Below are 20,593 nucleotides of genomic sequence, written 5' to 3'. Positions count from 1 at the left end.
ATCAGTCCGCGAGCTGCGCCTTCTCCCGGACCGACGCGTCCTCGGTGCTCGCCCCGGGACCGGTGATCGGCGGCACCGGCACGTCCACCGTCCGCGCCAGCCGCGCGCCCTCGGGCCCGTACACCGCGCGGGGCTCGGGGAACAGCCGCAGCAGCGTCAGGAACAGCACCGCGGCCACGGCCAGCGACAGCGGCAGGCCGATGTCGACGCCGTTCGCCAACTCGCCGAGCGGGCCCACGAACTGGCCCGGGATGTTGGTGAACAGCACACCGACGACGGCGGACACCCACCAGGCGGTCATACCGCGCCAGTTCCAGCCGTGCGCGAACCAGTAACGGCCGCCCCGCTGGCGGCGGTTGAACACCTGGAGCGCCTCCGGGTCGTACCAGCCGCGCCGCGTGTGGTAGCCGAGGATCATCACGACCATCCATGGTGTGGTGCAGGTGATGATCATCGTGGCGAAGGTGGAGATGGACTGCACTATGTCCAGCCCGAACCGGCCGACGAAGATGAACGCGATCGACAGCACGCCGATCAGCACCGTGGCCTGCACCCGGGACAGCCGCGGGAACACCGAGGAGAAGTCGAGGCCGGTGCCGTACAGCGCCGTCGTGCCGGTCGACAGGCCGCCGATCAGCGCGAGCAGACACACCGGCAGGAAGAACCACGAGGGCGAGATCGCCAGCAGCCCGCCCACGAAGTCGGGGGCGGCCGGATCGACGTACTCGGGCGCCTTGTTCGCGATGATGCTCGCGGTCGCCAGGCCGAAGACGAACGGCAGCAGCGTGGCGATCTGCGACAGGAACGCCGCACCGACCACCTTGCGGCGCGGGGTGCTCGCCGGGATGTAGCGCGACCAGTCGCCGAGGAACGCCCCGAACGACACCGGGTTCGACAGCACGATCAGGGCCGCGCCGATGAACGACGGCCAGAACAGCGACTGTGTCGCCGCGTCCGCAGAGTCGGTGAAGACGCCCGCGTACGACGGGTCGAAGTCACCGGCGAAGGCGATCGCGCCGAGCAGGAACAGCGCGCTCGCCGAGGTCACGGCGATCTTGTTGACGAACAGCATGAACCGGAAGCCGTACACGCACACGATCAGCACCAGCCCGGCGAACAGTGCGTACGCCAGGGCGTAGGAAACGTTGCCGCGGTGCAGGCCGAACAGCCGGTGGGCGCCGCCGACCAGGGCGTCGCCGGAGCTCCACACCGAGATGGAGAAGAACGCGACCGCGGTCAGCAGGGAGAGGAAAGAGCCGACCACACGGCCGTGCACGCCGAGGTGGGCGGACGAGGAGACGGCGTTGTTGGTGCCGTTGACCGGCCCGAACACCGCCATCGGGCACAGGATCAGCGCGCCCGCGACGACCCCGAGGAGCGTGGCCGCGAGGCCCTGCCAGAAGGAGAGGCCGAACAGGATCGGGAAGGCGCCGAGCACACAGGTGGAGAACGTGTTCGCGCCACCGAAGGCGAGCCGGAACAGGTCGAACGGGGTCGCGGTGCGTTCCGCGTCGGGGATGCGGTCGACGCCGTGGCTCTCGACCTCGGTGAGCGGCGGGGGAGGGGTGACTGCTGCGGGATCAGGTACGGGGGACACGAGGGCTCCAGCGAAGCGGCGGCGGTGGAGCGCGGATGGCGCGGCGGGACGGCGGTGGGCGCGGGGTGGCGCGGTCGGGGGAACGGCCTTCGTGCCGCGGGGTGTGCGACGTGGGCGGATGCCGTCCTCGGGGGTTTCGCCGACGGTACGGCGCCGGGGGCGTCCCGAACCAGAGGACGGTTCATCCATCTTTCGTGTCCGTCATGGATGATTCGGCCACCGCGGGCGGTCATTCGTCGTTCGTGGTGGTGTCCTCCGGGGTCTCGGCGTCCGGTCCCTGCGCCCGTACGCGCTGGACGTGTTCGAGGGAGTCCCGCAGTTCGGCCAGCCAGTCGTCGGCGTGCCGCTGGACCAGACGCACGCACCAGGCGAGGGCGTCGCTGCGGCTGCGGGCGACGCCGCCCGCGATCAGGGTGTCGAGCACCTGGCGTTCGGGCTGCCGCAGCCGGGTCATGACGGGGGCTGCCACATGCGTGAACAGCGCGCGCCGCCCGCCGCACTCCACGCCCCACGACACCTTCCGGCGGAACCGGTGCTCGGCCTCGCGGGCCACCGCCATCCGGTCCTCCCGGGTGCGTTCCCGGAACTCCTCGATCCGGCCCTGTACGGCCGCGTCCCGCTCGGCGGCCGAGGCGTCGTCGGCGAGCCGGGGTTCGGGGATGCGACCGATCACGGTGATCTCCTCGCGGTCGACCGTCACCTCGGTCACTTCCTCGAAGAGGTCGTCGGGCAGTCGGCCGGCGAACCAGCCGCGCAGTTTCTGTTGCTGCTCTGTCGTAATCATGTAATGACGATTACTCCGTCGGAACATGAACACAAGGGGTCGGGACGGAGTCCGCCGAGAGCTCAATCGGAATGTTTCAGGCCGATTGAACAGCCTGGGTGATCCGGCCATCCGGCCGTCCGGGACGATCACGAACCGCCCGGATCGGCGATTGGAACGTTTCGGATTCCGTGACTTCACGCCACTGATTCAATACGCAAGGTTACTGAAACCCATGGGGTCGAGATGAGTTTCGGCGGCGGACTCGGCAGACTCGCGCTCGCCGATCCGGCACCGACCGAGCCCGGGTCCGGCACCTCATCGAATCGAGCGGAAGGATGCACACAATGCGGAACCCCGCGCGCTGGGCAGCGACCCTCGGCCTCACGGCCGCCGCCGTCTGCGGACCCCTGACCGGAGCCTCGCACGCCACGCCGCCCACCGCCCCGGCCACGCTCTACGCCCCGTCGGCCCTGGTGTTCACCGTCGCCCACGGCGAGACCGCGGCCACCGTCACCCCGGAGCGCGCGGTGACGCTGAGCTGCGCCCCGACGCCGTCCGGCACGCACCCGAACGCCGTCGGGGCCTGCGTCGAACTACGAGGCGCGGAAGGGGACTTCGACGCCCTGGAAACCAGAACGGGCGTGTGGTGCACCCGGGAGTACGACCCCGTGGTCATCCGGGTGAGCGGCGTCTGGCAGGGCGAGTACGTCTCCTATGAGCGCACCTTCGCCAACGAGTGCGTGAAGAACTCGTACGGGACGAGCGTCTTCGCGTTCTGAGGGACCGGGATCGCACGGTCCCCGTGCATGCCGTGAGCGGCCCGCAGTTGGGGAGTGCGGGCCGACGTCGCGGGGCCGCTGCGGTCTCGCCCCAGGGGTCGGGGGGGAGTGGGGCCGCCCGCCGACCCCGGGGATCACTCCCCGGACGGACCCTGGGTCCGGTCGCGGTGGCTGGTGTCGCACCAGGGATAGCGGCGGCTGCGGCGGCAGGTGCACAGGGCGACGCGGAAGCGGTCGGAGGTGACGGTGGTCCCGTCCTCCAGCTCCACTTCCACCGGGCCCTCGACCAGGACGGGGCCCTGGCGCTGGACCCTGATCCGGCGCGGCGTGTCAGAGGGGGAGTTCGGCACGGACGACCACCAGCTCTTCCTTGTCCTCGGCGGCGGACAGCAGTCCCCGTTCTCGTAGCCAGCGCTCCCGTTCGCGCAGTACCGGGCCGAAGGCGATCCGGCACCGCCGGGTCACCGTGGCCTTCAGGCCGGACGCGCGCAGCCGTTGCAGTGTGCGGTCCGGATCGCTGAGCGCCGAGTGGACGACCAGCAGGACTCCTCCCGGGCGCAGCAGGGCAGGCGACTCCCGGCAGATCCGGTCCAGGACGAGCCGGCCGTCGCGGCCGGCGTCCCAGGCCCGCGCCGTACCACGCGGCTGCGCGCTCCCAGGGGGTGCGGGAACATACGGCGGGTTGGCCAGGATCAGGTCGAACCGCAGGCCGCGCACGGGGGCGAAGAGATTCCCGTGCCGGACCCGGACCGGCACTCCGGCCAGCCAGGCGTTGACCCGCGCCGCCCACACGGCCCGCCACGACACGTCCACGGCCGTCACCCGGTTGCCCCGCCGCGCGGCCTCCAGGGCCAGCGCCCCGGTGCCGGTGCCCACGTCGAGGACGTCCGCGCCCGGCGGGAGCGGCTCTTCGGACAGGGCGTCGGCCAGCAGGGCGGTGTCCTCCTGAGGGGTGTAGACACCGGGTGGCACCAGAGGCTTCACGCCGCCCAGGTACCCCGGCATTCAGGAAATATGGGAGGTATCGGAAGGCGGCAGGGGAGTGCGCAGCGACGACCGTCCGGCACGCCATTCGGTGAGCAGGTGGGCGGCGAGCCGGTCCTCCACATGTCCGGTCGCGTCGACACCGAAAGCGACGTCGGGCGCGAGGTGCGGCTCCTCGGCCAGCAGGCCGCCGATGACGTCGTGCCGTACGACCTGCTCGTGGACCGCGTCGGCCTCGACGTGCTCGTCGTAGAAGTGCTCGGCGGCCGGTCCGGCCCCGGTGCGGCGCATCGCCTCGGCGAGCCGCCGGGAACCGGGCGACGAGGTGACCTCCACCGCGGCGAAGTGGCCGACCAGCGCGCCCCGCAGGGCCCGGTGCAGGCCGAAGAGGGACATCAGGTTGACCGTGCCCAGTGCCTGAGCCGACGCCGCGTCGACGTAGTGCCCGTACGACGTGTCCAGTCCCAGGTCCGTCATGAGGTCGGCGAAGAGACGGGCATGCACCCGGTCGGGGCGGCCGCCGCCGTACTCGTCGAACTCCACCGCCGCCATCGCCGCCTTGGCCCGGCCCCACAGCCGGGGCAGCACCCAGGCGTGCGGGTCGGCCTCCTTGAGGTGGTACACGGAACGCTGGGCCGCGTACTCGCGCAGCTGCCACAGCTCGCCCTCGTCGCGCAGGTAGTGGGTGACGCCCGTGCCGTCGACCGGTTCGACGAGGAGCTCCGCGAGTGCCTCCTCGACCGTGTCGTGCGTGGGGGTGTCGGCGCGCAGTGCGGACAGGAAGCGGTGCTCCAGCACCGCGCGGGTGCGCAGCAGGTCGGGGTCCCATTCGTGGGCCGCGGGCACGCCCTCGAAGCCCCGGTAGTGCAGTTCGTAGCAGAGGTGGAGGGCGAGCTGGAGGTCGTCGCCGTACGCGGCCGCGGTCGCGACGTCCTCGTCGTGCGGCAGCGGACCCGTCCGACGGAGGTACGCGCCGACAGCGGCGGAGACCGGGCCCCGGGGGGACGGGAGGTGTGGCCCTTCGCGGTGCTTCATGCGGGTCGAGTACCCGAGCGGCACGCGGCGTCCCCTCCGAGTGGAGTCGGCCGTTGCGGGTACTCCGGGCACACATGAAGGCACTCATGATCAATTGCACGCTCAAACAGTCGCCGGAGCCCTCCAACACGGAGGCGCTCGCCCGGGTCGTCGTCGAGCAGCTGGAGAAGGAGGGCGTGGATGTCGATGCCGTACGGGCCGTCGACCTGGACATCGCGCCGGGCGTGACCAGCGAGGCGGTGCGCGACGGCGACGCCTGGCCGCACGTCCACGACAAGCTGCTCGACTCCGAGATCCTGGTCATCGCCTCGCCGACCTGGCTCGGCCGGCCCTCCTCCGTCGCCCAGAAGGTCCTGGAGCGGATGGACGCGATGCTCTCCGAGACGGACGACGAGGGCAGGCCGGTCGCCTACAACCGGGTCGCCGGCGTGGTGGTCACCGGCAACGAGGACGGCGCGCACCACGTCATCAGCGAGATCTCGGGCGCGCTCGCAGACCTCGGCTACACGATCCCGGGTCAGGCCTGGACCTACTGGCATCTCGGCCCCGGCCCAGGCCCGAACCACCTCGACGACGAACGCGGCCGCGAGTGGTCCCACCGCACCGGCCGGGCCATGGCCGCCAACCTCACCGCGGTGGCCCGGGCCCCGACGGAACGGCCCGTGGGGGCGCCGCCCGGGTAGGGGCGCGGGCGCCCGGGCCCTGGGCCGGTCATTCCCCCTGGGACTCCTCCTGAGCTTCGGTGTTGGGGGTGATGGCCTCCCCGGCCTCACCCCTGTGGTGGCGCTGCTCCGCCGAGTCGCGGGTGCGGTGCTCGGCGTCCTGGACCTCGCGCAGGATCTCCTCGATCGCGCTCTCGGGCTTCTCCTCGGGCTGCTCGGCGTCCGGCTTCTCCTCGGGCTGCTTGGCGTCCTCGGACACGGCGTGATTCCTCCTTCAGGGGCCGTTTCAGGGCGCGGCGGACGCGACGCGCAGCGGCACCGGGTCCGGGGCAGGGGGCTCCTCGCTGAGCCGGCAGACCTCGGCCCACCAGGCCGAGCCGTCCTCGATGTGGCGCAGCAGCACGCCCTCACGGATCGCCCACGGGCAGATGGTGACCGTTTTGAGCCCGGACAGTTTCATCGCTGTGTGCCCGACCACCGCGCCGGCCAGGCTCTGTTCGGCACGCGGCGCCGAAATGCCGGGGAGCAGTGCCCGCTCCTCGGCGGACAGCGACGCCAGCCGGACCACCGCCGCCCGCAGGTCCGCGCGGTGCATCCGGCGGTCCGTGAAGGGGCCGTGCCGCCCGGGCGCCGCACCGCACAGCCGGCCCAGCTGCTGGAACGTCCGGGAGGTGGCCACCGCGGTGTGCGGTCCCTCCCAGCGGATCCGCGCCGCGACGTCCCGCAGTTGATGACGGACCTTGCGGCGCAACGCCCGGACCTGCTCCTGCGTCGGCGGATCCTGCCCCGCGAGGAACTCGTGGGTCAGCCGTCCCGCGCCGAGCGGAAGCGACGCCACGTAGTCGGGCAGACGCCCACGGCCGAACGCCGCTTCGAGCGAGCCACCGCCGATGTCCAGCAGGGCGAGCGGCCCCGACCGCCACCCCATCCAGCGCCGCGCCGCAAGGAACGTCAGCTCGGCCTCCACCTCCCCCGGCAGGGTGCACAGCTCCACTCCCGTCCGCGCCCGGACGCGGCGCAGCACCTCCAGGCGGTTCGGGGCGTTGCGGACCACGGCGGTCGCGAAGGCCAGCGAGGCCGCAGCGCCCCACCGCGCCGCGGTCCGGCTCGCCTCGGCCACCGCGTCGACGAGCCGGATGACGGACTCCTCGGGGACCACGCCCCCGGGCTCGACCTGCTTGGACAGACGCAGGCGCCATTTGGCGGTGTGGACCGGCAGCGGCACCCCGCCCTCCGCATCCGCCACAACCAGCCGGACCGTGTTCGATCCCACATCCACCACGCTGATTCGCATGGACTGGCGGGTACCCGATTACGGCCCGGAACAACGGAGTCCGCTGCCTACGCGCCCCCGAAGTGCGCCTGTGCGACGGGAGGAGCCGCCGCCCCGGCCGGTCACGCCAACTGGCGCCGCACCAGCTCGTGGAGCCGGCCGCCGGTGTCCGCGAGCAGTTGTGCCGGCGGGCCCTGCTGGGCGACCTTGCCGTCCTCCATCACGATGACGCGGTCGGCGTCCAGCACCGTCGACAGACGGTGGGCGATGACGATCCGGGTGGCGTTGAGGGCCTTGGTGCTCTCGATGACCTTGCGCTGGGTCTCGTTGTCCAGGGCGCTGGTCGCCTCGTCGAAGAAGAGGATGCGCGGTCGGCGGATCAGCGCCTGCGCGATCATCAACCGCTGCCGCTGGCCGCCGGAGATCGCCCCGTTGCCCGCGACGATCGTGTGCAGGCCCATCGGCATGCGCTTGATGTCCTCGGCGAGCCCCGCCATCTCGGCCGCCGCCATCGCCTCCTCCGGCGTGTACGGCTCGGTGCCGCAGATGACGTCCAGGATCGAGCCGGTGAACGGCTGCGCGTGCTGGAGCACCACCCCGCACTGCCGCCGTACGGCCGACTGGTCGAGCGCCGCCAGGTCCTGGCCGTCGTAGAGGACACTGCCGGAGACCGGCTTGTCGAAGCCGATGAGCAGGCGCAGCAGCGTCGACTTGCCGCAGCCGCTCGGGCCGACGACCGCCACGAACTCGCCGGGCCGCACCTCGAAGGACACGTCGTCCAGGACCAGCGGGCCGTCGTCGGAGTACCGGAAGGACAGCCGCCGCGCCTCCACGGCCCCGGTGAGCGGACCGGGCCGGGTGCTGGCCGTGCGCACCTCCGGCGTCGCCTGCAGCACCGGCTTGATCTGCTCGTACAGCGGCAGCGCGGCGACCAACGACACGAACGCCCCGGTGATCTGGGTGACCGAGGTGAGCAGCATGGTCACCGAGGTGTTGAAGGCGAGGAAGTCGGCGGCGGACATCGCGCCCCGCGCCGGGCCCGCGAGCAGCATGAACATCAGCAGCGAGCACAGCGGGAGATAGATCGCGCCGAGCACCGTGGTGAGGTTCTTGATCCGGCCGAGGCGCTGTTGCAGCTCCCGGCTGCGGGCGAACTCGCTCGCCCAGGCGGCGTAGGCGTAGTTCTCGGCGGCCGCGACCCGCAGCTTGGGCAGGCCCCGCAGGGTCTGGAAGGCCTGGTTGTTCAGCTTGTTGGTGAGCACCGTCAGACGTCGCTGCCAGCGCACCTGCCACAGCCCGAGGCCGAGGAAGACGGCGGCGATGACGACCAGCATGCCGATCGCGGCCAGCGCCATCGGGACGCTGAACCAGAGCAGCAGCCCCAGGTTCATCGCGCCGATGGTGACCGACTGGGCGACCGTGGGCCCGACGCCCGCGAGCAGTCGGCGGATCGCGCTGATGCCCATGGCGGCACTGGCCAGCTCGCCGGTGGAACGCCCGGTGAAGAACTTCGTCGGCAGCCGCAACAGCCGGTCCCACACGGCCGGTTGGAGGGTTGCCTCGATACGGCCCTCCAGGCGCAGGATGGTCATGTTCTGCAGCAGCATGAAGGCCGCCGCGACGACACTGCTGACCATCACCGCCAGGCACACCTGCGCGATGAGCCCGGCCTGCGCCTTCGGCACGAACTCGCCGAGCACCTTACCCGTGGCGATCGGCACCAGCGCCCCGATGGCGACTGTCACCAGCCCGCTGAGCAGCAGCCCGGTCACGTCGCCGCGGGTGCCCCGCATGCAGAAGCGCAGCAGGCCCAGCGGGCCCAGCGGGCGTTCGGGAAGCGGCCGGTAGAACATCACCGCGCGCGGCTCGAACTCCGCCGCGTTGGCCTTCTCGACCGGCGTCTCACGCCCGGTCGCCGGATGCACCGCCACATAGCCGCCACGCCGCCACAGCAGCGCGACCGGCGCCCCGGACAGGGCGCGGTGGCCCACCAGCGGGCCGACGTTGTCACGCCACCAGCTGCCGTCCAGCCGGACCGCACGGGTGCGCACGCGCGAGGCGAGGGCGATGCGCTCGACCGGGTCGAGGCGGTCGCTCTCGGTGCCGCTGTGCCCAGGGTCGGCGAGGACGATGCCGACCGCGCCCGCGACCAGCTTGCAGGCCGCGTACGTGGCGTCCGCGTCGGCGGCCGTCGTGCGCTTGCCCGACGACTTGCCGATCGAGGCGAGCAGGGTCCGGTCGGCCTGGGCGCGTACCTGCTCACCGGCCCTGATACCGGCGGCCGTGCGCGTCTCGTGGGTGCGCTCCAGCTGCTCGATCCAGCGGTCCAGCGTGGTCAGCAGGCGGTACTGCTGGTCGACCATGCTCTGCCAGACCGCCGGATCCATCAGTAGGTCGGCCGCCGCCTCCGCCCCGTACAGGGAGCCGTACTGCACGCTGCCGGGCGGCACCTGCATCCAGAAGACGTCGTCGTCGGTCATCTCCGCGGCGCGCTCACCGGCGGTCGGCGCCTGGAAGAGGATGGACAGGCCGCGGCCGACGCCCAGGGCGAGGGCGTACTCCAGCGGGCTCGACGTGGGTGGTACGTACTGGGGGTTGCCGTACTCGTCGTACGACCAGGTCTGGGTGACGGCGGGCTGGTACAGCTCGCGCAGCCCGATGCGGTGCACGACGCAGTCCCGCACCGGGCGGGCGACCAGCGTGTGCTGCGGTCCGGCGACCGGGCCGAGCAGCAGCGAGCCCGCCTCCAGCCGGCCGAGGTGGTGCCAGTGGCCCTGCTGCGCGGCGTCGACCGCGAACAGGTCGAGGGCGCCCGCCGCGACCAGCCACAGCACCTGCGGACCCTCCAGGTCCAGGCGGCCCAGCCCGGCACAGTCGATCGGCGTGCCCAGCGAGCCGAGCGCCCCGAGGACGTAGTCGTCTTCGTGCACGGACGTCATCTCACCGCTCCCTGACCAGTGCCGCGTACGCCCCGCCGCGCGCCACCAGCTCGTCGTGCCGCCCGCGCTCCACGATCGTGCCGTGCTGGAGTACGACGATCTCGTCGCTGTCGCGCACCGTGCTGAGCCGGTGGGCGATGACCACACACGCGCAGCCGCGCCGGCGCAGGTTGTCCATGACGACCAGCTCGGTCTCGGCGTCGAGCGCGCTGGTCACCTCGTCGAGCACGAGGATGCTGGGCCGGCGCACCAACGCCCGGGCGATCTCCAGGCGTTGGCGCTGCCCGCCGGAGAAGTTGCGGCCGTCCTGCTCGACCTTGCTGTGGATGCCGCCGGGGCGGCGCATGACGACGTCGTACAGTGCCGCGTCCCGCAGCGCCTCCACCACGGCCTCGTCCGGGATCGACGGGTCCCACAGCGCCACGTTGTCGCGCACCGAGCCCTCGAAGAGGAACACGTCCTGGTCGACGAAGGAGACGGAGGCCGCGAGCGAGCCGCGCGGGATGTCCTCCAGGCGCTGTCCGTCGATGCGGATCACGCCCTCCCAGGGTGCGTACAGGCCCGAGATCAGCCGGGAGACGGTCGACTTGCCGCTGCCCGAGCCCCCGACCAGTGCGACCTGCTGCCCCGGTCCGACGGTGAGGTCGAAGCCGGTGAGCAGCGGCTTGTCCAGCGGGCTGTAGCCGAAGGTGATGTTCTCCAGCTCCACGTGACCGTGCAGCCGGCGGGTGGAGTCGCCGCCCGCCCGGTCGTACAGCGGGTCCGTGCGGAAGTTCTCGACGTCTTTCAGGCGGGCCACGTCGGCCGCGAAGTCCTGGATGCGGCCCGCGACGCCGTTGAGCCGGGTCAGCGGCGCCGTGAAGCGGGTCACCAGCGCCTGGAAGGCGACCAGCAGACCCACCGAGATGTGGCCCTCGATCGCGCGCATGCCGCCGATCCACAGGATCAGTGCGCTGTTCAGCGTCGCAAGGGTCGGCGCGACCACGCCCAGCCAGGCGCTCGGCACGCCGAGCCGCTGCTGCTCCTCCAGTGTCGTGGCGTGCTGTCCGGCCCACTTGCGGAAGTAGCCGTCCTCGCCGCCGGTCGCCTTCATGGTCTCGATCAGCTGGAGCCCGGTGTACGCCGTGTTGGTGAGCCGGGCGTTGTCCGCGCGCAGCTTCGCCGTACGGGTCGCGCGCAGCCGGATGACGACCCGCATGGCGACGATGTTCAGCAGGGCCACGCCGATGCCGACGAACGTCAGCTGCGGGTCGTAGGTGTAGAGGAGCACGGCGTACAGCACCACGACCACCGCGTCCACGCCCGCCGCCGCGAGGTCGCGGGCGAGGGTCTCGGCCACGGCGTCGTTGGACTGGAGGCGTTGTACCAGGTCGGCGGGGCTGCGCTGGGAGAAGAAGGTGACCGGCAGCCGCAGCAGATGGCGCAGGAAGCGGGCGCTGGACAGGGTCGAGGAGATGATGCGGCCGTGGTGCAGGTTGGCCTGTTGCAGCCAGGTGAGGATCAGGGTGAGCAGCACACAGGCGCCCATGGACGCGAACAGCACGTCCAGCAGGGACGTCTGGCCGCCGATCAGGAACATGTCGATATAGGTCCGGCTGAGCGCGGGCACGGCCGCGCCGACCAGGACCAGCAGCAGACTCGCGAGGACGGCGGCGGGCATCGTGCCGGCGGTGCCGCGCAGCCGGGCGGGCATCGCGCCCCACACACCGGGCTTGCGCCCGCCCCGCGTGAAGTCGTCGCCCGGCTCCATCGTGAGGACGACGCCGGTGAAGCTGCCGTCGAACTCCTCCATCGGGATGAAACGGCGGCCCTTGCCGGGGTCGTTGATGAACACCCCGCGGCGGCCGAAGCGACGCCCCATGCCGTCGAAGACGACGTAGTGGTTGAACTCCCAGAACAGGACGGCCGGCGCCTTCACCTCGGCGAGGGCGGCCAGGTCCATCTGCATGCCCTTGGCCGTGAGGCCGTAACTGCGCGCCGCCTTCAGCAGGTTGCTGGCGCGCGAGCCGTCGCGGGAGACGCCGCAGGCGATGCGCAGTTCCTCCAGCGGGACGTGCTTGCCGTAGTGGCCGAGCACCATCGCGAGGGAGGCGGCGCCGCACTCCACGGCCTCCATCTGCAGGACGGTGGGGGTGCGCACGGTCCTGCCGCGGCTCTTGGGGATCTGACGCTTGGGCGGGGCGGCGCGGCGTCTGCCCCGGGTCTCCTGGGCGGTGGTCACGGCAGCAGCCAATCGACGGGACGCTGATCGGCCAGCCGGATCGAACCCGTGGCCATGGTCATGGAGGTGAGGGCGTACGGCGGTCCGTCCGTCGACGACCACGTGTAGCCGCTCTTCGTGCCGGACGACTTGTCCAGGCGGACCAGCACCGCGACCGGGCGGCCGTTCTTCGTGAACTGCTGGCCCAGCTGGCTGTCGCCGAGGAACGCGGCGATCTGCTGCGCGGACTGGGGAGAGCGGTCCACCGACTTCACATGGCCGCGCAGAACGCCGTACTCCTGGGTGGGGACCGTCTGCACGGTCAGGTCCACGGCCGCGTTCGCGGGGATCGAGCTGGCGTTCTCCGCCGGGACGTACACCGTGGCGTACAGCGGGTCGTCCGTGTCGGCGACCTTCTCCACGGCGGCGACGTTCGCGCCGGTGGAGATGATCTGGCCGATCGTCGCGGCCAGTGCGGTGAGACGGCCCGCGGCGATCGTGCGGACCACCGTCTCGCCCTCAGCGGTACGGAGCTTGAGGACGGGGGAGTTCGCGGGCAGCCGCTCGCCTTCCTCGGCGAGGATCGCGGTCACCTGGCCCGCGACGGGGCTCTGCAGGATGTAACTGCCCTCGCCGTGCGTGAGGATGGCGGGCGCGCTCACGGTGGAGGTCACCGAGCCCGTCACGGCCCACACGGACGCGGCGGCCATCGCGACCACCGTCACGGACAGCACGAGCCAGCCCTGCGGGCGGGCGAGGCGCACCGGAAGGTCGAGCTCCTCCGGCGACTGGAGCTTGGCGAGGGCCTGTTGGCGGAACTGCACGGAACTTTCCCTCACCGGGTGGACTGCATGACGGCATCCGAAGAGTCCCGGAGCCGGGATGCGACTCCGGGACTCAACGGCACTGGGGTGCGATCAGAGACCGGCGACCAGGCTGGTGACCGGGGCGGTGTTCAGGCCCGTGACACCCTCGACCGTGCCGACGACCGTGTCGACCGTGGCGGAAACGGGGGCGATGCCGTCCAGCGCACCGGTCACGGTGTTGACCGCGTTCACGGACAGGCCGCCGGAGACGTTGTCCAGCTCGGCGTCGGAGATCTCGACGGTCTCAACCTGGGGGGTGGAGTTCATGATGGAACTTCCCTTCGTATGGATATTTCACAAGGGGGGAGCGGCCCCCTCTGGGGACGGCCGCGACCGCGGTGGCGCCGAGTGCCCCTTCCGGGAAGCCCTGCACGGCCTCCGCGGTGCGATGGATCAAAGCACGCGGCGACCACGGGCATCCAATCAATCAGCCGTCTCACCAGGTCACTTGAGTACCGTCGGCCGTGATCCGTGCAGGCGTGCGCACGCGTTGTCGGCAGCTTCTTCACAAGCCGCACCGCATCGGCCCGTCCAGGCCCCTTGCCGCCCGGGCGGTGAATCCGGCACTCCCGCCCCAAAGGAGAGTCCGGGGGCGTGCGATTGTGCGGATCCGCCGTTCCCGGTGACTTGGTTGCGTATTGGATGTGCAGATTCCCTGAAGCTGGGATTCCGCTCGCTGTTCGGAACGGATCGTTGTCGATCGATCACGGATCGTGTTGGCCCAGGAGGGCATAGACGGTGCTCGCGCGCGCCGCGAGTTCACCCGTCCGTTCGGCGGTCATGGCGATGTCGGCGAACGCCATGCGGCGGCCCAGCTTGGTGAGCACCGCCTCGATCAGGACATCCGAATCCGTCACCGCGCGCTGGAAGGACGTCGACTGCTGAACCGTCGTCATCGGTACGAAGGCCCCCCGCGCCACCGAGACGGCGATCACGGTCGTGGTGTCGGCGGCCGCCATCAGGGCCTGCCCGGACAGCGCGCCGCCCTCCCGGGCCAGCCGCTGTGACCAGGGCATGCGCAGGACGGCCCGCTGGTCGCCCAACTCCGCCACGGACAGGCCCAGCTCCAGCACCCAGGGAGCGAAGTTGGCGGTGAGGATCTTGTCGGCTTCGGCGATGGTCATCGTCATATGGGCGATTGTTCCCGGCGCACGCCGGCCGCGCCCGGCTCCTGGCCGAATCGGCGTGGCCCACCGGCGCACCACGAAACCGGAATTGAACGCCCCGCGCGCCCCATGCGTACCAGTGGCCATCCAGGCGCCCCCAACAGCTGCTGAGACGGCGGCACAGACCCCGTCCTTCAGGAGGTCGAGAAGTCTTGAGTCACAAGCGAATTCCGAAGCGCAAGGCCGCGATTGCGGCGGGCAGCGTGGCGGCGCTCGGAGCGGCGGCACTCCTGCTGCCGAACGCCAACGCGTCCCAGGACGGTGCCGAGGACACCACCGCCGCCGCCCCCAAGACCCTGAAGGCGGGCGACGCCTCGGACCTCGCCACTCAGCTCGCCGGGTTGCTCGGCGACGCCTTCGCCGGCTCGTACTACGACGAGGGCAGCCAGCAGCTCGTCGTCAACGTCGTCGGGGACAACAACCAGCTCGTCGTCCAGGCCAAGAAGGCCGGCGCCGCGGTGCGCCAGGTCGACAACAGCACGGCCGAACTCCAGTCCGCCGCGCAGACCCTGAAGTCCGAGGCCACCATCCCGGGCACCGCCTGGGCCGTCGACCCCAGGACGAACAAGATCCTGGTCACCGCCGACAGCACGGTCACCGGCGAGAAGTGGGACACCCTGGAGTCGACCGTTCAGAGCCTCGGCTCGGGCATGGCGACCATCCAGAAGTCGGCCGGCACCTTCAAGACCTTCGCCTCGGGCGGCGACGCGATATTCGGCGGCGGCTCCCGCTGTTCGCTCGGCTTCAACGTGACCGCGGGGGACGGCAGTCCGGCCTTCCTGACCGCCGGTCACTGCGGAGTCGCGGTGGACCAGTGGTCGGACAGCCAGGACGGGGCGCCGATCGCCACCGTCGACCAGGCCGTCTTCCCCGGCGAGGGCGACTTCGCGCTCGTCAAGTACGACGACCCGGCCACCGAGGCGCCGAGCGACGTCAACGTCGGCGGCGGGCAGACCGTCCAGATCCTCCAGGCCGCGGAAGCCACCGTCGGCCAGGAGGTGTTCCGGATGGGCAGCACCACGGGCCTCGCCGACGGTACGGTCACCGGGCTCGACGCCACCGTCAACTACCCGGAGGGCACCGTCACCGGGCTCATCCAGACCAACGTCTGCGCCGAACCCGGCGACAGCGGCGGCTCGATGTTCACCCAGGACGGGCTCGCGCTCGGCCTGACCTCGGGCGGCAGCGGCGACTGCACGGTCGGCGGCGAGACGTTCTTCCAGCCGGTCACGACGGCCCTCGAGGCGGTCGGCGCGACACTGGGCGCGGGCGACGCGGCCGGTGGCGATGAGGCCGGTGGCGAGGAAGCCGGCGGCGGCGAGGTCGGCGGTGAGGAAACCGGCGGCGGTGAGATCGGCGGTGAGGAAGCCGGCGGCGGTGAGGTCGGCGGCGAGGCCGGTGGCGAGGAAGCAGGTGCCGGTGAGGAAGCCGGTGTCGGTGACCAGTCAGGTGCCGGAGTGGAGGACGGCTCCGGGCTGACCGAGACGCCCTGATCCGTACGCACCCGTCAGGTGTGGTCCGGCCCTCCGGCGGGAGGGCCGGACCACCCCGTTCGTACGACGCTCAGCCAGCCCCCCGCGCCCGCAACAGCAGCAGCGCCACGTCGTCGATCCGCTCCTCCGTGCCCGCCTCGTGCCCCACGAGCACGTCGGCCAGCTCGTCCAGCGGCCGGTCCCCGGCCTCGCACAGGCGCCGCCCCAGAACGGCGAGCGCATCCTCGATGTCGGCGCCGGGGGATTCGACGAGTCCGTCGGTGTAGAGGGCGAGTACCGAGCCGGGCGCCAGGTCGACCTCCGTCGTCGGATACGTCGCCGAAGCGTCGATCCCCAGCAGCGGACCGCCCGCGAGGTCGAGCACCCGTACCCGGCCGTCCGGCCGCCTCAGCAGCGGCGGCGGATGCCCGGCCCGGGCCATCACGGCCCGCCCGCGCACCGGATCGAGCCGCAGATACAGACAGCTGGCGAACAGGTCGGACCCGAGGTCGATGAGCAGCCGGTTGGTGCTGCGCATGACCTCCTCCGGCGCCTGACCGACCGTCGTGTAGGCACGGACGGCGGTACGGATCTGCCCCATCAGCCCGGCCGCGGTCACGTTGTGCCCCTGCACGTCCCCGATCACCGCCGCCGCCAGTCCTCCGCTCTGCACCAGGTCGTAGAAGTCGCCGCCGATGTCCATGCCCCGGGTGCTCGGCAGATAGCGCGCGGCCGTGTCGATGCCGGGCAGCGGCGGCAGCGAGGGCGGCAGCAGGGCCGCCTGCAGCCCGTGCGCCAGCTGGTGCTTGGCGTCGTACAGCAGGGCCCGTTCCAGCGCGAGGGCGATCAGCCCGCCGAGACTGGACAGCACCGCCTTCTCGTCCGCGGCGAAGACGCGCGGTTCGGGGTAGGCCAGCACGACGGTGCCCACCGGGCGTCCGGAGGCGATCAGCGGCAGATACGCCCACGCGGCGAAGCCGTCCGGGGCCGTGTGCCGGATCGGATACAGCCGCTCCAGCTCCTCGCGGGACTCGAAGAACGCGGGCACCCCGCTGTTCAGGGCATGCGCGCCCGGCGTCGGCTCGCTCAGCGGCATCCCGTCGAACCGTTCCACGATGTGCGGGTCGGCATACCCTCGGTGCCCCAGCACATGCAGCCGGCCCGCCCGCGAACCGAGCACGACCAGGGCCTGGCCGCCCACGGCCGGGACGATCTCGTCGGCGACCAGCTGCACCACGTCCTGCACCGTCACGGCCTGGGTCAGCGCGCCCGCCAGGGTCAGCACCTGGGAGATGGTCACCAGCCGGGACGGCGATCCGCCGGCCCGCGGCAGCGCCCGGCCCATCTCCGACACCCCCCGGGCCCGGCTGACCCGGACGCTCAGCCCTGTCGTACTCGGATACAGGCGGAACGACAGCCACTCGCCCGGCGGTCGCAGCGCCAGGAACGACGTGGGCTGCTGGCTGATCAGCGCGGCCCGGTAACGGTCCTCGTACACGGGGTCGTTGAGCCAGGGCACCGTCGCCCACAGCTGGGTGCCGAGCAGCCGGCTGACCGGAACCCCGATCAGCTCGGCGGCCGCCGCGTTGCCGAAGGCGATACGACCGTGCAGATCGAGGGAGCACAACCCGTACGGCAGCCGTGCCACCATCCGCGCCGCCTCTATCGAGCCGAGTGTGCCGGCCACGCCCCCGGTGGGCGGCGCGGCGAGCAGATCGGGCTCCGGCAGCACCGGGCGGCTCTCCTCCGCGGCCCGCGCCAGCCGTACCGCGAGCCGTTCGCAGGCAGCCGTCAGGTGCTCGCGCTCCCGGTCGGACAGCTCGTGCGGGTGCGAGCCCGGCCAGGTCACGAACACCGCCCCGTACACGGCGGCCTCGGTGGCCACCGGCAGCGCGGCCAGCGCGAACGGATACGGCAGGACCACGGAGACGCGCGGATAGCGGCGGGCCATCTCCTCGTCGCCGGGGACCCAGATCAGCCGCCGCTCGCGCACGGCCTCGGCGACCGGGATCGGGGCGCTCAGCCCCACCCGCTCCCAGGGCGCGGCGAAGGCCCGCGGCAACCCTGCCATGACCGCCATCTCCAGCACCGGCTCGTCGGCCGCGAGCAGATACACCGCGCCGGAGTGGGCGTCGACGCCGTCCATCATCGTGGCCAGCGCCAGCGACAGCAGGGGGCTGCCCGCCGGGGCCCTGCGGACCGCCGGTGCCTGGCCGTCGGGCACACCGACCACCTCCTCGCAGCGCCACGGGACGGGACCCAGGCTCCAAATCTCCCTCGTTGGTGCCCACCGCGCACGGCGAACGGCCCCCGAGCCGGTCCGCACGGTGTGTGTTCCGGAGCGTGCACGGGTCACGGGGGCTGCGCGGACGCACCATAAGCGCTGTAATACGGACGTGGTCAGTGAGGGCGGCACGGGACGCGGAACGAGAGTGCTGCGTGCCGGGGACGCCCTCACCGCGCTCATGGCCGACCCGGACTCTCCCGAGCGCAGGCAGCGCGTGCTCGAACTGGCGCTCGTCTTCGCGCGGGCGACCTTCGCCGCCGCGTACACGCCCGGCGAGGACGGCGACCTGCTGTGCCTGGCCGATTCGGCCGGTGTGCCGAGGACGCTGTACGGCCTGCGCGACAGCTATCCCGTCGCCGGGCGCTCCCCGGTGGCCGAGGCACGTCGCACGAAGCGGCCCGTGTGGCTCGGGCCGGGGGATCTCGCCGACCGTGCGGAGGCACGCCGTACCCCGTCGCGGGACTTCTTCCTGGCTGCCCTGCCGGCGTACCGGGGCGACGACGGTGTCTGCCTGCTGGCCGCGAGCGAGGGGCGGGACGGCTTCGACACCGAGGACCGCAAGTGCCTGGAGCTGTTCGCGGACGCGGTCGCCGCCCACGCCCCGGCCGAACCCGCCGAGGGCGGCGAGCTCCCGCCGGGCGCGTTCAGCCTCGCCATGGACAGCGGCCGCGTCGAGGTCGGCGACGACATCCTGGAGCTGTTCGGCCTCACCCGGGACGAGTTCGACGGCAAGGTCGAGACCCTGCTCGGCCTCACCGTCCCGGAGGATCTGCCGTCGCTGATGTCCGTGGTGGAGGCCGACCACATGTCCATCGGCGACCGCGAGCTGGAGTTCCGGGTGCTCCAGCCCACCGGCCCGCCGAAGTGGCTCAGGCTGCGCGGCCGGTTCCTGCCCGGTGGCGACGGTCGGCCGGCCCGGCTGGTCGGCACCGTCGCCGACGCCTCCACGCTGCGCGCCGAGGTCACCGACGTCGCCCGCGTCCAGCGGCTGGCCGCCGCCCTGGCCACCGCGGGCACCGTCCGCGACGTCAGCCAGGCCGTGGTCGCCGCCCTGCGCCGACCGCTGCGGGCCGACCGGATCGCGCTGGCCGAACTGGAGCACGACCGGCTCGTCGTCACCGTCCTCGACCCGCCCGAACCCGAGGCCTGGCCCGAGCTGTGGCGCCTGGAGTGGCGCAGCGAATGGCCCGACGCCCCGGTACGCGCCATGCCCACCCTGGCCGGCGCCCTGCGCGAGGGCCGGGCCCAGATCTGGCCCGCCGGAACCGCCCTGGAACCCGCGCTCGCCGACGTCGGCCCCGGCGGCCTGGCCGTCCTGCCACTGCCCGCCGGCAACCGCATGGCCGGCGCCTGTCTGATCGGCTGGGACCGCTCGCACGACTTCGGCCCCGACGAACGCGCCCTGCTCACCGCCTCCGCCGGCCTCGCCGGGCAGGCCCTGATGCGCGCCCACGCCTTTGACGCCGAGCACGAACTCGTCGGCATGCTCCAGCGCCAGCTCCTGCCGCGCCGCCTGCCCAAGCTCCCCGGCGCGGTCGCCGTCGCCCGCTACCTGCCCGCCACCGCCGGTCTGGAGGTCGGCGGCGACTGGTACGACGTCATCCCGTTGACCGACAACCACGTCGCCCTCGTCATCGGGGACGTCCAGGGCCACAGCGCCGCTGCCGCCACCCTCATGGGCCAGATGCGCACCGCCATTCGCGCGTACGCCGTGGAGGGACACCCGCCGGACGTGGTGGTCTCGCACGCCAACCGCCTCCTCGTCGACCTGGAGACCGACCTCTTCGCCACCTGCGCCTACGTCGACGTCGACATGGAGGAGGGCTCCGCGTGGTGCGTGCGCGCCGGACACCTGCCTCCCGTCCTGCGTCACCCCGACGGCAGTACCCACATCGCCGAGGCCGAGGGCGGTCCGCCGCTCGGCGTGGCGGCCCAGGCCGACTTCCCGATGAGCCCGCTGCGACTGCAGCCCGGCACGCTGGTCGCCCTGACCACGGACGGCCTCGTCGAGTCCGCCGACGCCGACATCGACGAGGGCATGGCGGGGTTCGCCCACGCGCTGGGCGCCGCCGACCCCGCGCACCTCGGCCTGGTCGCCGACGCCCTTCTCGGCAACGCGCACCGCGGCGACGACGTGGCCCTGCTCCTCATGAGGTACGACGGCATGGCCGTACGTCCGCGGCGCGAGACCTGGACCGTCTGGCGGCTCCCGGAGGCCGTGCGGCACGCCCGCCGCTTCACCCGGCGCACGCTGCGCGCCTGGGACGTGACCGAGGAGGCCGACGCCGTTCAGCTGGTCGTCTCCGAACTCGTCACCAACGCCCTCGTGCACACCGACGGCCAAGTCCGCCTCGACCTCACTCTGGTCAACAGCCGGCTGCGCGTCGCCGTGGCCGACACCTCGCCCCGCAGCCCCGTCCGGCCGACCAGCATCGGCTGGGAGGCCACGGGCGGCCGCGGCCTGCTGCTGGTGGAGGCCATGTCGGCGGCCTGGGGGACGGTGCCCGTCAGCGGCGGCAAACAGGTCTGGAGCGAGATCACCCTGAACCGCTGACGCCGCACGTGCT

General features: G+C 72.2%; 17 protein-coding genes. 4 read left to right on the top strand and 13 right to left on the bottom strand.

Annotated features, from left to right (window positions below; genetic code table 11):
• Position 1: 1 nt before the first annotated feature.
• The gene (locus ACKTSN_RS03125; RefSeq protein ID WP_409467665.1) at positions 2–1,597 is read right to left on the bottom strand and encodes a purine-cytosine permease family protein; all 1,596 of its coding nucleotides are present in this window, start codon (positions 1,595–1,597) and stop codon (positions 2–4) included.
• 229 nt (positions 1,598–1,826) lie between these two features.
• The gene (locus ACKTSN_RS03120) at positions 1,827–2,381 is read right to left on the bottom strand and encodes a hypothetical protein (RefSeq protein ID WP_409467664.1); all 555 of its coding nucleotides are present in this window, start codon (positions 2,379–2,381) and stop codon (positions 1,827–1,829) included.
• A gap of 326 nt (positions 2,382–2,707) precedes the next feature.
• On the opposite strand from ACKTSN_RS03120, the gene ACKTSN_RS03115 reads away from it, so the two are divergent.
• Complete coding sequence (locus ACKTSN_RS03115) at positions 2,708–3,142, top strand: subtilase-type protease inhibitor (protein WP_409467663.1); 435 nt, start codon at positions 2,708–2,710, stop codon at positions 3,140–3,142.
• 134 nt (positions 3,143–3,276) lie between these two features.
• Here the strand turns inward: ACKTSN_RS03115 and ACKTSN_RS03110 are convergent, their stop codons facing one another.
• From ACKTSN_RS03110 to ACKTSN_RS03100, 3 genes are read right to left on the bottom strand one after another with little or no spacing between them, the layout of a single operon-like run.
• Positions 3,277–3,492, bottom strand: coding sequence for a CDGSH iron-sulfur domain-containing protein (locus tag ACKTSN_RS03110; RefSeq protein WP_129803250.1), 216 nt, complete (start codon positions 3,490–3,492; stop codon positions 3,277–3,279).
• Positions 3,473–4,147 (bottom strand): HemK2/MTQ2 family protein methyltransferase, encoded by a 675-nt coding sequence (locus ACKTSN_RS03105; RefSeq protein WP_409467662.1) that lies wholly within the window; start codon positions 4,145–4,147, stop codon positions 3,473–3,475. The genes ACKTSN_RS03110 and ACKTSN_RS03105 overlap by 20 nt, the downstream gene beginning before the upstream one ends.
• Positions 4,148–5,161 (bottom strand): iron-containing redox enzyme family protein, encoded by a 1,014-nt coding sequence (locus ACKTSN_RS03100; RefSeq protein WP_409474722.1) that lies wholly within the window; start codon positions 5,159–5,161, stop codon positions 4,148–4,150.
• 74 nt (positions 5,162–5,235) lie between these two features.
• Between ACKTSN_RS03100 and ACKTSN_RS03095 the strand changes: the two genes are divergently transcribed.
• Positions 5,236–5,844, top strand: a complete 609-nt coding sequence (locus tag ACKTSN_RS03095; RefSeq protein ID WP_409467661.1) for a flavodoxin family protein — start codon at positions 5,236–5,238, stop codon at positions 5,842–5,844.
• A gap of 28 nt (positions 5,845–5,872) precedes the next feature.
• Here the strand turns inward: ACKTSN_RS03095 and ACKTSN_RS03090 are convergent, their stop codons facing one another.
• The 7 genes from ACKTSN_RS03090 to ACKTSN_RS03060 form a co-directional block, all read right to left on the bottom strand.
• Positions 5,873–6,082 (bottom strand): hypothetical protein, encoded by a 210-nt coding sequence (locus ACKTSN_RS03090; protein WP_409467660.1) that lies wholly within the window; start codon positions 6,080–6,082, stop codon positions 5,873–5,875.
• Positions 6,083–6,109: 27 nt separating this feature from the next.
• Positions 6,110–7,117 (bottom strand): Ppx/GppA family phosphatase, encoded by a 1,008-nt coding sequence (locus ACKTSN_RS03085; protein WP_409467659.1) that lies wholly within the window; start codon positions 7,115–7,117, stop codon positions 6,110–6,112.
• A 101-nt stretch (positions 7,118–7,218) separates the two neighbouring features.
• A complete protein-coding gene (locus tag ACKTSN_RS03080; protein WP_409467658.1) occupies positions 7,219–10,035 on the bottom strand; it encodes an NHLP bacteriocin export ABC transporter permease/ATPase subunit in 2,817 nt (938 codons plus the stop codon).
• Position 10,036: 1 nt separating this feature from the next.
• A complete protein-coding gene (locus ACKTSN_RS03075) occupies positions 10,037–12,256 on the bottom strand; it encodes an NHLP family bacteriocin export ABC transporter peptidase/permease/ATPase subunit (protein WP_409467657.1) in 2,220 nt (739 codons plus the stop codon).
• Positions 12,253–13,059 (bottom strand): HlyD family efflux transporter periplasmic adaptor subunit, encoded by an 807-nt coding sequence (locus ACKTSN_RS03070; protein ID WP_409467656.1) that lies wholly within the window; start codon positions 13,057–13,059, stop codon positions 12,253–12,255. Before ACKTSN_RS03070 ends, ACKTSN_RS03075 begins: the two co-directional genes overlap by 4 nt.
• Positions 13,060–13,152: 93 nt before the next feature.
• Positions 13,153–13,368, bottom strand: a complete 216-nt coding sequence (locus ACKTSN_RS03065) for a type A2 lantipeptide (RefSeq protein ID WP_409467655.1) — start codon at positions 13,366–13,368, stop codon at positions 13,153–13,155.
• Between the two features lie 437 nt (positions 13,369–13,805).
• Complete coding sequence (locus ACKTSN_RS03060) at positions 13,806–14,231, bottom strand: PaaI family thioesterase (protein WP_409467654.1); 426 nt, start codon at positions 14,229–14,231, stop codon at positions 13,806–13,808.
• Between the two features lie 188 nt (positions 14,232–14,419).
• Here ACKTSN_RS03060 and ACKTSN_RS03055 point away from each other — a divergent pair, with 188 nt between their 5' ends.
• The gene (locus ACKTSN_RS03055; protein WP_409467653.1) at positions 14,420–15,760 is read left to right on the top strand and encodes a S1 family peptidase; all 1,341 of its coding nucleotides are present in this window, start codon (positions 14,420–14,422) and stop codon (positions 15,758–15,760) included.
• Between the two features lie 70 nt (positions 15,761–15,830).
• Here ACKTSN_RS03055 and ACKTSN_RS03050 read toward each other — a convergent pair whose 3' ends face one another.
• The gene (locus ACKTSN_RS03050; protein WP_409467652.1) at positions 15,831–17,972 is read right to left on the bottom strand and encodes a PP2C family protein-serine/threonine phosphatase; all 2,142 of its coding nucleotides are present in this window, start codon (positions 17,970–17,972) and stop codon (positions 15,831–15,833) included.
• Between the two features lie 163 nt (positions 17,973–18,135).
• Here ACKTSN_RS03050 and ACKTSN_RS03045 point away from each other — a divergent pair, with 163 nt between their 5' ends.
• Entirely contained in the window at positions 18,136–20,580 is a 2,445-nt protein-coding gene (locus ACKTSN_RS03045; protein ID WP_409467651.1) for a SpoIIE family protein phosphatase, read from the top strand.
• The last annotated feature ends 13 nt before the right edge of the window (positions 20,581–20,593 follow it).

The organism is Streptomyces flavusporus, from assembly GCF_046267975.1.
Classification (GTDB): Bacteria; Actinomycetota; Actinomycetes; order Streptomycetales; family Streptomycetaceae; genus Streptomyces; species Streptomyces flavusporus.
Note: the sequence above shows the minus strand (reverse complement) of the source record. Positions and strands in the feature narration are given on the sequence as shown.

Bases quoted from the DNA above. Each gene is read 5' to 3' on its own strand.
- ACKTSN_RS03095 (WP_409467661.1), top strand. From the start codon at position 5,236: ATGAAGGCACTCATGATCAATTGCACGCTCAAACAGTCGCCGGAGCCC.
- ACKTSN_RS03085 (WP_409467659.1), bottom strand. From the start codon at position 7,117: ATGCGAATCAGCGTGGTGGATGTGGGATCGAACACGGTCCGGCTGGTT.
- ACKTSN_RS03105 (WP_409467662.1), bottom strand. From the start codon at position 4,147: ATGCCGGGGTACCTGGGCGGCGTGAAGCCTCTGGTGCCACCCGGTGTC.
- ACKTSN_RS03060 (WP_409467654.1), bottom strand. From the start codon at position 14,231: ATGACGATGACCATCGCCGAAGCCGACAAGATCCTCACCGCCAACTTC.
- ACKTSN_RS03100 (WP_409474722.1), bottom strand. From the start codon at position 5,161: ATGAAGCACCGCGAAGGGCCACACCTCCCGTCCCCCCGGGGCCCGGTC.
- ACKTSN_RS03120 (WP_409467664.1), bottom strand. From the start codon at position 2,381: ATGATTACGACAGAGCAGCAACAGAAACTGCGCGGCTGGTTCGCCGGC.
- ACKTSN_RS03080 (WP_409467658.1), bottom strand. From the start codon at position 10,035: ATGACGTCCGTGCACGAAGACGACTACGTCCTCGGGGCGCTCGGCTCG.
- ACKTSN_RS03065 (WP_409467655.1), bottom strand. From the start codon at position 13,368: ATGAACTCCACCCCCCAGGTTGAGACCGTCGAGATCTCCGACGCCGAG.
- ACKTSN_RS03115 (WP_409467663.1), top strand. From the start codon at position 2,708: ATGCGGAACCCCGCGCGCTGGGCAGCGACCCTCGGCCTCACGGCCGCC.